The following is a 12,117-nucleotide window of genomic DNA, read 5'->3' as shown; positions in this document are numbered from 1 at the left end:
TAACATTTTGAGAGGATATTATGTACATAAATAAAAACTTATCTGCACATGTCAAAGATCGATTAGATTATTGTGATGACTTAGTAATTAGGACATTTCCAGAGTTGAAAATTGAGGTATTATATTTTGGTCATCTAGTAGGGGAAGAAGAGTTGAAAAATAACATTTTACAACCTTTTTCAAATACAAATGATGAGGAAGTAAAAATTATATTAAGAAGAAAACAATATCAACAAGAAGAAGATATTAATTTAATGGTTAAGGGAGTACTTGAAGGAAAAGCATTAATAATATACCAAAATTCACTTGCGTATACAGTGGATATTTATGTTCCTAAAACAAGAAGTGTTTCTCCAGCAGAAATTGAAACAGTAATTGTAGGATCCAAAGAAGCCTTTATAGAAGATATTGGAACTAACTTGTCTATGATTAGGAGAAGGATTAAATCAGACTATTTAAAAGTTCTTAGTTATAACATAGGTACCATCACACAAACGAAAATGTATTTGTTATATATTGAGGGGATTACTTCTCCTATATTAGTTAAAGGATTGCAAGAAAAGATCAATAACATTGATACAAAAGGAGTTAATGACTTAAATCAAGTGATACAGTATTTAGACAAGAAGCCGTTATCTGTTTTTCCGCAGTATTTTACGACGGAGAGACCAGATGTCTCGACATCTAAGTTACTTGAGGGCAGAGTTCTTTGTTTAATGGATGGCAGTCCCTACTCATTATCAACCCCAACAAATTTCTTTGAATTCTTTCAATCCCCAGATGATTATAATCAACGGTGGTTACTTGGTACTTTATCTAGGTTATTAAGATTTGCTGCACTATTTATAACATTATTCGCTTCCGCTTTTTATGTAGCAGTGTCAATGTTTCATTATGAGATTATCCCTGTTAAATTACTTCATGAGTTTATTCAATCAAGAAGTAAAGTACCATTTTATCCAGTAATTGAGGCATTAACTATTGAAGGTATTATTGAATTGTTAAGAGAAGCAGGAGCAAGACTGCCTTCTAAAATTGGACAAACAATTGGCATAGTTGGGGGAATAGTAATTGGTACCGCGGCAGTAGAGGCTGGTTTTACAAGCAATGTTCTAATTATTGTAGTTTCTGTATCTGCTATATCATCTTTTGTAGTACCACATATCATAATGACAGCATCTTTAAGAATTACTCGATTTTTCTTTATTATTCTTGCATCCATATGGGGCTTTTTTGGGATCATTTTTGGATTTGTTATTATATTGATTCACCTCTGCAGGTTAAAGAATTTAGGGGAGTATTATTTAAAGCCTATTTCCCCAATATTTTTGAAGGATATAAAAGATACCATCATTCGTGCTCCTTATCAGTTTTTTAAGAAATAGGTTAAGGAGGGAGCCTTATATGCAAACTGAAAAATTTAAACCGTTCTATCTCTTTTTTATTACTTATATGACTCAAACGGGTATAGTGCTCTTTATGTTACCTAACATGGTAGCCAATTATTTTGGATATAATGGTTGGTTAATGATTATACCCATTTCAGTTTTTGCTATGATTCAAATTGGATTAATTGCTGGAATTTATTATTTTAATAAAGGAAGTTCAATTTTTCAAACAATCGAGACTTCTTTTTCAAAGGTGAATATTATTGCCAAACCTTTGTATCTTTGTTTGAGTATATTTTGGTCCGTTCTTTCCATTACAGTTGCAAAACAATATGTACATGTTATGAAGTTTTTATACTTTCCACAAACAAATATACAATGGTTTGTACTGTTAACATTAATTCTTACGTATTACCTTGTGACAAGTGGAATCGTAACAATTGCTCACGTCTCTACATTGTTTTTCTTCTTATCAGCACCAATGATATTCCTTTTAATTTATTTTGTTCCCGATTTCTCTTTTTTGCAATTTTCTACCTTTGTTTTTAATGAACATAATGACTTTTATGGAGGCATGATAGAGTTATATACAGCATTTCTAGGGTTTGAAGTAACACTATTCATGTTTCCTTACATAAAAAAAGAGAAAAAGGTTTTTAAATACGTGTTTTGGGGGCACCTGTATACCACATTAATATATTTGAGTGTAACGATTTTTTGTTACGGGTTTAATAGTTTCCAACAATTAAATTATCAAGTTTATCCCGTAATAAATTTATTGCAGTATATAGAATTTGACTTTATTGAACGATTGGACTCCGGATTTTTTATATTATTTTATTTGAAGTTAATAATTACTATAACGATGTATATATGGATTAGTTTAGTTACGTTTAAAAGAGTTGTTATGTGGAGTGCTCAACGTAGTGCTTTTGCATTATTGGTAGTTGGATACTTAGTGACATTACCATTTGTCACCAAAAATGAACTTACTTCTTTGTTATCTTTATTAGCAAAAGTTCAAATACTAATATCCATTTTCTTACCACTGTTAGTATTGACAATTATATTTTTAAAAAGAAGGAGAAAACATGTCTAGAATCTTACTAATTATTCTAATATTGTTGGTACTACCGGGATGTAGGGACCAAAAAATTGTAGAAGAGTTAGGGTTTATTCATACAATAGGTTATGAGTTAATTGAAGAAGGAGAAAATTCAGGGAAACTTGAAGTGACAATATCTCTACCAGTAGCAGAAACCTTAAAACAACAGACAATCACTACGGTGGTTGAAACTTCGAAGGAATCAAGAATATTTTTAAGTAAAAAAACAGATAAAAATTTAGTTTCCGGGCAAATTCGAAGTATTTTAATTGGAGAGAAACTAGCAGAAAAGGGAGTATGGGATTTAATTGACACATTTTATCGAGACCCTGTTTCAAGACCTACAATAAAACTGTCAATAGTAAAAAGCAATCCAAAACAATTATTATCAAAGGACTATCCAGAATATAAAATGGTTGACACTGTAATCGAAAATCTTCTAAAAAAAGAAGCAAGGTTAAATACAATTCCTGAAATGGATATACATAAATTTGCAAAAGATTACCTAGACGATGCTATTGATCCTATTGCTCCTATTATTTTACAATCGGAAGACGGAATAATGTCGGACGGAATCGGGTTATTTAGTGGTGACCAGTTAAAAACAACCATACCAGCCATACAAGCAAGAATCTTTTTTTTACTAACTGGAGAGTTTAAAGAAGGTGATTTATTAATTAAAAACGAAGAAGAAAAAGTATTATTTAGTTTTTTAACGAATAAAAGAAGTATAGATGTTACACTAGGAGATAAAGAAGAAATAGATGTGAAGTTGTCAATTGATTTTAAAGGCTTCTTACTGGAATACCAAGGAAATAAAGACATCACTAATGAAAAAGAAATAGAAGCATTAGAGAATTACATTCAAGAAAATATTGAAAATCAAATACGAGATATATTGGAAACTATGAAGGAACATCAAATAGATAACCTCGGTTTAGGAAAGTATATAAAACAAAAAATGGATTATCAAACATGGAAAAACTTGGACTGGCCCAAGACAATTGACAGGGTGAATGTTACCCCTAGTGTTACCGTTAAAATAATTGATACCGGGATGGTTAAATAAAAAAACTTGCTGAGTATTTATCATGGCTTTAATGAATAGTATTAAAGTACGACTTAGTTTATGCAAAGGAGGGCATCATGGCTGTAATAAAGGCAAGTTATAATGATAAAAGACTTCTAGCAAGACTTATCCGTGCGGAAGCAGAAGGTGAAGGGGAGCAAGGAATGTTATTAGTCGCCAATGTTTGTGTAAATAGAGTACGAGTAAGGTGTTTAGATTTTGTTGATATTAATTCTGTAGAACGAATGGTTTGGCAGTCCCCTGGAGGATTTGAAGCCGTACACCATCCATACTTTTATCAAAGGGCAAGAGAAAAAGAAATCAGATTAGCAGAACGAATAATTAATGGTGAAAGGCATCATCCAGCAGAACGAGCACTATGGTTTTTTAGACCGAATGGCACTTGCCCTGCCCAGTGGTGGAATCAGTGGAACAGTGGCCGATATAAACTTCATTGCTTCTACTCACCTGTTGAATCCGAATGTCCAGATGTATATAGGGTTTATTGAATATAACAATAATCTCTAAGAAAATTGTAAAGAAAAATAAACAAAAGAAACTTAAGCAAGCTTAAGTCAGACTGTAGACAAACTCATGGAAATTGAGTTTGCATACAGCTTTTTTGATTTAAACTTGTATTAAGAAAATCTTGAGGTGATAAATATGGGGTACCGTCAGGAAGAATGAAAGGTATTTTGAAATGAAACATAAAACATAATAAGACCTTTATTGCAGGGCATATAGGTACATTTTTGGTTTTGTTATGTTGTGCTACACCTATTTTAGTAATTTTATTAGGTACGCTTGGATTAGGCGCAATAACAAAGAGACTATAGAATTTGGATAATCTATAGTCTCATTTGTTATTTTAGAGAAAACATTATTTATACATTTATCTTCTATTATTGTAATGGAGCATTAATGAAAGAATCTGTAAAAGAACCAAAATTCAATGTCTGAGATAGTGGAAAATCGCCTCCAAGTGGGATACCGTAAATCGCCTTCATTGTATAGGTTGCATTAAACCTTGCAGAAGTTCCTAAATTCGTTCCAGTTGTAGAAACACTATCTATGTATGGTGTAAAAGCAGATCCAAAGGTAGCTGTATCTAACCTTAACGTAGGGGATTGAACATTCGTTACTCTATTTGTCCTAGCATCATATGAATAATAACCAGAAAGCCTAGTAATCCATTCCTTGGTAAATCTACCGGAGGACTCTGTTGCCTCACGAGAAAAAAGTCTAGAAACACTCTTACCTCTTATGTCCATAGTAGTAAAATTAGATGTGGACATCTCATGTTTTTCAAGTAGCCCTGTTTCTTTAACTGCTACATCTTTTTCAATTACAAATGAAATCGAGTTATCTCCCATGAAAAGTTTTTGTAGACTTTGATAATCCCCTTTACTATGTAAATCTTTAATTTGTTCTATGTATATATCACTGTTCATTAGTTTTCCTAAGTTTTATGCTTTTATTATCATTACCTGCAGCAGCTGAAGAAAAGGTAGATGGAGTAAGTGAATTATTTAAAGAATTTGTAGATGAGGCTTTCGAAGATGTAAAAAATTTTAGAGTTGAAGACTCAAATGGATTAGATGTACTAATAATTTTTTTCATTTACACTACTCCTTTGACATTTTATTCTCTTCTACAATACCACAATCAACCATAAAATGTAAGATAAAGAGTAGAAAAAGTATAAAAATTCTGATAGTTTTATATTATTAGTATATTAATTAGGTTGCAAGTTTAGTTGAAAACATAATATATATTGCAAAAAAAAGGTCTAGTTTTGCAGTCAGGGGATTAAGTTCATTTACACAAGTCAAATAGGAGCACATTAATCAAAGAGCAAAGAATATTGTTGTCGATGATACAGCTAGAAAATAAGATACTGACGAGTTTAATATCTCTATCTGGTAAATTCATTTTGATTGCAGCTTATGTAAGAGGAATTAAAGATGAATAAAAAATAGTTCCGTTAAAAGGTTTTCGGTTGCTTTAATAATCGATAGAATGAGGTTAAAAATATGCTATAATGAATTTATTTATTGAAAGATTTATTGAAAGAAATGTCTGTACCTAATGTTAATATAATTTTACTTAAAGGGGGAATTTAAATGTTACAAAAACCCACGACTGATAAGATGATTTTTGGGGTGTGTCGAGGGATTTCTGAGTCTTTTGGTATACCACCTTTAATTTTAAGGGCAATATTTTTGGTTACTGCACCTATTTCTATTTTTGTATATATATTACTTATTGGCTTTATCTTAAAAAAATAACCCTAACGAGAAGACCTTTGACTACCCAATAGTAGTAATGCAATTGTGCTTAACGACTGGAGAAACTCCTTGAAACAGGGGGACAGGAAAGCCGTCCACACATTTTTTGACATTTATGTTAACAAATGCGTGCACAATATTCCTGTCCCCTTGTTCCACTCGTACATGATACCCCTCAAGGTGACATTTAAAGACTAAATGTTCATAGTAATGTCCAGTAGTTTCAATGCCGACCACCACTCGCGTATTAGCTCTTACTTTATGTCTTCCAATAAGAGTTTTTAACTTAGTAAAACCAGACATAGATGCATCTATATCAAATGGTTTTTCTAATATTTCTCCATAAAACGAAGCAATCATAGCTTTGGGAGTATATTTAGCTGCATCAATCGCAACAATTAAAACATTCTCTACTCCAGTCTCTCTCACAAATTGCGCCCATCGACTTCCAATCTTACCTTGAATATGATTTAATGTTGAATATACCATCGTTTTCATCTCCTTTGGTCGGGAATGTAGTTTGGAAGTTCTGTGATAGGTACTTCTATTTTACAATGAAAACGGTGGTTTTTTATCGTAGTTTACCTATTTACTATACTAGGAAAGTCGTTCACACATTTATTGGAAATATCCTAACCAAAACATTTATTATAAAATTTTCAAGAGTAAATAAAATCAGACATTTTTTTAAGGAAACATTATTTATTTGGATAGCATCGTTCATTTTACAAGTTCAATTTACTAGGATATAGCTTAAAAACTATCATCACTATATACTAAGAGCAAACTATTAGGATTACACTCCCAAGAGTAAAAATATTGTGAACCACAAAGAACAATTGATTTTCAAGTAGATTTTTTAACCTTGACCCTCAATTGTTTTCCAATATCTGTATGAAGGATTTTCTGTCCCCTCGTTCCATTTACTGAGAGTGTTTGAAGACTCTATATAACGATAAGTTTCTCCACCACCTATGATCGTGTTGATTCCTATGTCTCCTTCGATGTTACTCGGGTCATAAATTATAGGTTTTTGAATTTGTGTTGGAGTTATTGTCTCTGTTGAATTTTCAATTTCTTCTACCATACGAATATATTCTTCTAGAGGTAAAGAAACTAGATTATCTTCTTCGTCCAATACAAATGTTTCAGTGATTTGTTTAGTGAGTTCAGCATCTGCATATAATTATTTACCGTCTGCTGTTTGATATAAATCACCGGATAACTGTTCAACATTTTGGGTGTTTGCAAAAGTGTTAGTTGGGATTAAACAAAGTAGTAAGACAATAATAAGAGATAATTTTTTCATTTTCTTTCCTCCACTTCCAAATTTTTATTGGCATTGTTCTGATTGTACTATAAAATTATTCTGAATAGTTACACTTTTCCAAAAAAATCTAAAAAAAAAGGAGAGTGTTCCATTTTTATGAAAAGAATAATGTTTTTCGGGTTTTTTATTTTACTCATTGGATGTTCAAACCAACAATTTGCTTCTGAAGAGGAATTTGTTGATTTTGTAAAGTCAACAAAGGATTATGAGAATGTGATTTTCTTAGCAGAGGAGAAAATAGAAGAATACACTATTTATCCAATAATACAAGAAGAGGCCATTAGCTTTTTATTATTAGAGAAAAATAAAAACAACACATTTGAATGGGATGTTATAAGTGATTTTAGGGAGTATGAAATTACATCTGATTATTCTTTTGATATTGCAACAAAAAGTTCAATAAATGTTTTATACGGAAAGGTAAATGACGAAAAAGAAGTAAGTAATGTTTTTTTAAACGGGGAGGCTATTACTTATAGTAAGGACAATAATTTTTTTTACAAAATTTCTAATGGTGAGATGATAGTAGAAGATATTACATTGAACTAGAAGTGTATTTTTATCATTTTGTATTCTTGTTTATTTAGGTTAACAAAAAACCGAAATTTAGATGTTTAAACTTATATTAAAATTCTTAATATAGGATTTTTTATTAGATACTATAAAAGGGATTAAAAAACACACATGGTCTTATTTAAATTATTTAAGGCTCTATCTTCTTAAAAGCAGAAATCATCTTAGTTAATTCAAAATCCCTTATATACAAAAAATAATGCTATCAATATTTTTAACGGTACTCTCAAATCCGCAGACATAAATATGCGATGCGGGATTTGACCTTACTACTGGTTTTAGTATATGGGTTGTTGAAACAATGCTCCTATTTGTTTCAATCTGTTTAAATAAGCTAAAATGATTCACATATAACTTTTCTGAATCTAGAGGTGTGGATATGTCTGCATGTATGGTGCTAATAATGTTGTTTAAACAAATAATTGCTTTTTACGTTGGTAGTAATAGGCGTCTAGACTGTGGATTTTTGGTATCTGATACAGTACCTTCAGAAGCAGCTTACTCAAGAATGGTGACCATCATTAGCGAATCAAACGTGCTAGAAGAAGTGAAAGAAATGATCCTTCATCAGGCTATCTCAGAAGGCTTTATTACTGATGATACAATAGCGATTGATGCGACACACTTTGAGGCCAAAGATCAAGCACCTCCAAAAGAAGAAAAACCAAAAATAGAACCTAAGAAACGTGGGCGCAAATCAAAGGAAGAAAGGGAACAATGGTTGATTGAAAAAACTGAGCGTGAAGCCTCTTTGAAAAGAAAATTGAAGAACAATTGGACGTTCCATTAGAACAACTTCGTGCTGAAATTCCCCAGAATCCAGAATGGGGAGTGAAGAAAAATAGTGAAGGAAAGAACGTTTTTTGGTATGGCTATAAAGCGCATTTAGCTGTTGGCACAAAAAGCCAATACATTCTTCAATCCCTGATTTCTTCTGGCAATTTGAATGACGGAAAAGCAGCGATACCTTTATTAAAAGGAATTCAAGAACGTGTCCCACTTTCCACTATACGTTACAACACCTTGGATGCTGGATATGATTACGAAGCGATTTATACACAGATTCACCGAATGGGTCTACAATCAGTAATTGCCTATAATAAGCGTAATGAGCCTGAGCCAGAAGGTTTTGATAAACATTTCGCACCCACATGTTTCCGAGAACACTCGTACCGTTATGATAGTTTCGATCCGAAATACGAAACACTCAAATATACACGACCAAAGGAATGTAAAGACTGTCCCTTAGCCAATGAAGGTCTTTGTCAAAAGATCTATAAAGTGAAAATCACAACGGATTTAAGAAAATATACCGCACCAGCACGAGGGTCAAAAGCTTGGAAAACCATCTTTAAACAGCGAACTGCGGTGGAACGTGTAAATGCTTATCTTAAATTATATTTTCAACTAAACAATGTACGTTATCGGACTGGAAAACGCGCTAAAGTTCACTTTGACCTAGTTACCTTAGTTTACAATGCTTCAAAATTGGCTGCTGATCGAATAAATGCCATGATAAATCAACAACTAGCTGCCTAAAGTACCATTCTTAATTTCCAAACCAGTTGATTGGAGCGGAAGGCGGCGACTCCTGCGGGAAAAGCGTGGCCAGGTGAGACCCCGCAAGAGCGAAGCGATGAGGAGGCTCACGGACCGCCCGCGGAAAGCGTCCGCCTGTAGTGGAAATCAACACCTATTCAACAGGCATCAACTAAAAAAATTTAAGTAGCTAACATTCTGTGGGTCTGTGTTTCTTTAAAATAATGGATTATGAAATTGATTCTAATATATGTTTTTTTAAAAAACTTGGCTTTTCCCCTTTTTAATTATATAATTTTTTATAAAAATTAAGGAGAAGTACTTATGACATATTATTATTATATTGCAGCTGATCGACCTTTTAAATTTTCTGAAGGACAGCTTGATGCCTGGCAAGTAGATCGTGATATAGAAGATTATATTGATGGGTTCGATGTCCCAATTCAACTTGAAATGTTTAGCCTAGAAAAGGAAAAAGAATTATTCCCTTTATTTTTGTGCATTAAATACCATTTTGAACATTTTCCGACAAGCACTGTTCAAATTGCTAACTATTTAAATTCAAACATTGAAGATTGTACGATTGACAAGAAAAAATCAATTTATTTAAAAGAGTTAACTGATCCAAAGCAACTTGCTCTTGATGTAGGAGAGCTGATAACAATCAAAAATTAAACCTCGCATATTTAAGTTTGTATTTTTATTTGTGCATAATCTTTCATAAAAGAATCGTATGAACTTTCATTTGTAAAAGTAAATTGGTTGTCTACGATAAATGTCGCAAATTGTATAAATCCCTCGTAGATTGCTTTTCTATAAATTAGTTTCGGAATTTTTTTCGTTTGGTCTCATTCTCGTTATGATAAGTTGAAATGAAAATAATATAATCTTCGCCAGACACTTGTATTTTCACGTCAAATATTGAATCTAGAAATTCAATTTCATACTGTTTGTTTTCTGGAAAATATAGCGGTTCCATTAATGTTTGCCACGTCAAGAGCAAGTCTGTGGTGTCCATATTTTTGAAAATATGGACTCTCCATTATACGAAAGCTCAACTGAACCTTCTAAATAGTCACCTTCATTTTCAAGAAGTGTATTATTCGCAAATTGTACCGTTTTTTGATTTGTAATTGATACAAATTCTAGTGAATCAAATGGTGATTGAATATTTAATATGTATGTTTCCATCAATGCTAGGTTCTACTTCATCAAGCTACTCCTATTTTAATTCTTTTTTTCAATCTCTAAACTCTCTAAACAATACGTTCAGCTCACTTTCATCATAATAGCCTTCGTCACTTATAAATTTCTCTACATCAATAGTACCATCACCTAAAAATTCAACTTCCCACCTTTGACCAGGAACGACTATTTCAATCATAATTGCTTCTTTTCTGATTTTATTTAACTTATAATAAATGTTTTTATCTTCTAGTTTATTTAAGAAGCTTAATAAGTTTCCAAGCTAAAGTGTCTCCTGTTTATATTTAAATGTTTTATCAATTTGTTCTCTATCATAATCTAAAATCCAAGCATTAAATGTTTCATATAGTGGATATAACTTTCTTTGATCTTTAGCAACAACATCTAATCCGCGATCATCGTATAAATGATAAAGTATTTTTTCATTTGGATGTAATAAATATACTGCTGAGGCTAGACAATTTATACCACCAATATCGGCTAAGATAATTTCACGAATGATTGTTTCTTCTGGCCAATCAATATCATTTAGTGACCAGTATAATTCATAATGACTTATTTTTTCTCCATCTAACTCATACTCGTTTAATACTTTTTCCTGGGGATCTACAATTTGAAGTCGCTTTATTGTTTCTTTTATTTCCTTCTCATCGTATAAATCAATTCTTAATAGCCAGTCTTTTTTCGGTAAAGCATGAAATATTGTGAATGCTCGTTCAACAGCCCTATTCACATAGACCGGATTTGGATGCTCTTTTCTCCTTATACCTTTTTTAATATATACATCCTCTTCTCCGCCAATTCCAAAACGGATCCCTACAGGAGCTGTATAAAAAATAGGATTTTCAAGAATAGGCATTCCCATTTCTGTTATTGTTTTATGAAATCTATTGATTAAATTCATTCCGATACCTTCTTTGCATATATACTTGTACTAAATACTACTTACAGTAAAACTTCATATTTTCCTTTTCCATATAAAATCCATATAATCATTACTATTTCCTATACACATTTATAATTAGAAGGTAATATAAGAATCTAGTATAATCCTTCTATTTCAAGTGATCCACAAGTAAAGCATCTTTTTATAACGAATTTCCCTTGCACCACAACCTAATTATTATCCATTTTATAGCTCAAATAATTCTCAGTCAATTCTTAATCGAAAGCACAAAAAAAGCCTGCAAAAGTATATCACACTTTCACAAGCTCATTTAATTAATTTATAACTCAATTTCAACAGTCATTTCAGACTTGAATTCCATCTCCAACTTTTCAGGATGAACAATAATTTTTCAACCAGCCGCCTTACAAGCTGCTCATCAGGTGGAACAGGGGGACAGGAAAGTCGCCCACACATTTTTTGACATTTCTGTTAACGAATGTGTGCACAATATTCCTGTCCCCTTGTTCCAACACAGTAACAGTCGCAAAAATGTACCATCTCCAACATGTTTTTTACCACAAATCGCCACGGAATTTACCACTTGATGCCAACAAATTTACCACACTAGAAGAACATCAACGATTCTAACTAAAAGCCTAATCCTCTATATCTTTAACGAGGGAGTAGGCTTCTGGTCTGCAATTGAGCCACTTTTGATATATTAAATACT

At 32.1% G+C, this 12,117-nt stretch carries 16 protein-coding genes and 1 pseudogene; 9 read left to right on the top strand and 8 right to left on the bottom strand.

Annotation, left to right across the window (positions count from 1 at the left end; all coding sequences use genetic code 11):
* Nucleotides 1-20 precede the first annotated feature (20 nt).
* From O1A01_RS03495 to O1A01_RS25410, 5 genes are all read left to right on the top strand, one after another.
* A complete protein-coding gene (locus O1A01_RS03495) occupies nucleotides 21-1,385 on the top strand; it encodes a spore germination protein (RefSeq protein ID WP_270065552.1) in 1,365 nt (454 codons plus the stop codon).
* Between the two features lie 19 nt (nucleotides 1,386-1,404).
* Nucleotides 1,405-2,487 carry a GerAB/ArcD/ProY family transporter gene (locus O1A01_RS03490; RefSeq protein ID WP_066416995.1) on the top strand — a complete coding sequence of 361 codons (1,083 nt, stop codon included), beginning with the start codon at nucleotides 1,405-1,407 and terminating at the stop codon, nucleotides 2,485-2,487.
* Entirely contained in the window at nucleotides 2,480-3,562 is a 1,083-nt protein-coding gene (locus O1A01_RS03485) for a Ger(x)C family spore germination protein (protein WP_270065551.1), read from the top strand. Before O1A01_RS03490 ends, O1A01_RS03485 begins: the two co-directional genes overlap by 8 nt.
* Nucleotides 3,563-3,639: 77 nt before the next feature.
* Nucleotides 3,640-4,071, top strand: a complete 432-nt coding sequence (locus tag O1A01_RS03480; protein ID WP_066154487.1) for a cell wall hydrolase — start codon at nucleotides 3,640-3,642, stop codon at nucleotides 4,069-4,071.
* A 243-nt stretch (nucleotides 4,072-4,314) separates the two neighbouring features.
* Nucleotides 4,315-4,398: a mercury resistance system transport protein MerF gene (locus tag O1A01_RS25410; RefSeq protein WP_342351663.1), complete on the top strand. Its 84-nt coding sequence runs from the start codon at nucleotides 4,315-4,317 to the stop codon at nucleotides 4,396-4,398.
* 66 nt (nucleotides 4,399-4,464) lie between these two features.
* Here the strand turns inward: O1A01_RS25410 and O1A01_RS03475 are convergent, their stop codons facing one another.
* The gene (locus O1A01_RS03475; protein WP_066416989.1) at nucleotides 4,465-5,013 is read right to left on the bottom strand and encodes a hypothetical protein; all 549 of its coding nucleotides are present in this window, start codon (nucleotides 5,011-5,013) and stop codon (nucleotides 4,465-4,467) included.
* On the bottom strand, nucleotides 5,003-5,182 hold the full coding sequence (locus tag O1A01_RS03470) for a hypothetical protein (RefSeq protein WP_066416986.1): 180 nt from the start codon (nucleotides 5,180-5,182) through the stop codon (nucleotides 5,003-5,005). The genes O1A01_RS03475 and O1A01_RS03470 overlap by 11 nt, the downstream gene beginning before the upstream one ends.
* A 503-nt stretch (nucleotides 5,183-5,685) precedes the next feature.
* Here O1A01_RS03470 and O1A01_RS03465 point away from each other — a divergent pair.
* Nucleotides 5,686-5,850: a PspC domain-containing protein gene (locus O1A01_RS03465; RefSeq protein ID WP_084380469.1), complete on the top strand. Its 165-nt coding sequence runs from the start codon at nucleotides 5,686-5,688 to the stop codon at nucleotides 5,848-5,850.
* 21 nt (nucleotides 5,851-5,871) lie between these two features.
* Here O1A01_RS03465 and O1A01_RS03460 read toward each other — a convergent pair whose 3' ends face one another.
* The 3 genes from O1A01_RS03460 to O1A01_RS03450 form a co-directional block, all read right to left on the bottom strand.
* A complete protein-coding gene (locus O1A01_RS03460) occupies nucleotides 5,872-6,339 on the bottom strand; it encodes a hypothetical protein (protein ID WP_094366029.1) in 468 nt (155 codons plus the stop codon).
* A gap of 370 nt (nucleotides 6,340-6,709) precedes the next feature.
* The gene (locus O1A01_RS03455) at nucleotides 6,710-6,988 is read right to left on the bottom strand and encodes a hypothetical protein (protein WP_157076610.1); all 279 of its coding nucleotides are present in this window, start codon (nucleotides 6,986-6,988) and stop codon (nucleotides 6,710-6,712) included.
* Between the two features lie 48 nt (nucleotides 6,989-7,036).
* The gene (locus tag O1A01_RS03450; protein WP_268874261.1) at nucleotides 7,037-7,159 is read right to left on the bottom strand and encodes a hypothetical protein; all 123 of its coding nucleotides are present in this window, start codon (nucleotides 7,157-7,159) and stop codon (nucleotides 7,037-7,039) included.
* A 117-nt stretch (nucleotides 7,160-7,276) separates the two neighbouring features.
* Here O1A01_RS03450 and O1A01_RS03445 point away from each other — a divergent pair, with 117 nt between their 5' ends.
* From O1A01_RS03445 to O1A01_RS03435, 3 genes and pseudogenes are all read left to right on the top strand, one after another.
* Nucleotides 7,277-7,729, top strand: coding sequence for a hypothetical protein (locus O1A01_RS03445; protein ID WP_066413765.1), 453 nt, complete (start codon nucleotides 7,277-7,279; stop codon nucleotides 7,727-7,729).
* A gap of 472 nt (nucleotides 7,730-8,201) precedes the next feature.
* Nucleotides 8,202-9,292 (top strand): annotated as a pseudogene (locus O1A01_RS03440) (transposase); the annotation flags it as partial.
* A gap of 324 nt (nucleotides 9,293-9,616) precedes the next feature.
* Nucleotides 9,617-9,967, top strand: coding sequence for a hypothetical protein (locus tag O1A01_RS03435; RefSeq protein ID WP_066413768.1), 351 nt, complete (start codon nucleotides 9,617-9,619; stop codon nucleotides 9,965-9,967).
* A 318-nt stretch (nucleotides 9,968-10,285) separates the two neighbouring features.
* Here O1A01_RS03435 and O1A01_RS03430 read toward each other — a convergent pair whose 3' ends face one another.
* From O1A01_RS03430 to O1A01_RS03420, 3 genes are all read right to left on the bottom strand, one after another.
* Entirely contained in the window at nucleotides 10,286-10,486 is a 201-nt protein-coding gene (locus O1A01_RS03430) for a hypothetical protein (RefSeq protein ID WP_157076611.1), read from the bottom strand.
* 46 nt (nucleotides 10,487-10,532) lie between these two features.
* A complete protein-coding gene (locus O1A01_RS03425; protein ID WP_235858086.1) occupies nucleotides 10,533-10,676 on the bottom strand; it encodes a hypothetical protein in 144 nt (47 codons plus the stop codon).
* A gap of 84 nt (nucleotides 10,677-10,760) precedes the next feature.
* Nucleotides 10,761-11,402, bottom strand: coding sequence for a DUF3885 domain-containing protein (locus O1A01_RS03420; protein WP_066413777.1), 642 nt, complete (start codon nucleotides 11,400-11,402; stop codon nucleotides 10,761-10,763).
* Nucleotides 11,403-12,117 lie beyond the last annotated feature (715 nt).

It is taken from the genome of Sutcliffiella sp. NC1, assembly GCF_027594365.1.
Classification (GTDB): Bacteria; Bacillota; Bacilli; order Bacillales; family Bacillaceae_I; genus Sutcliffiella; species Sutcliffiella cohnii.
This window is presented reverse-complemented; position numbering and strand designations above follow the sequence as displayed.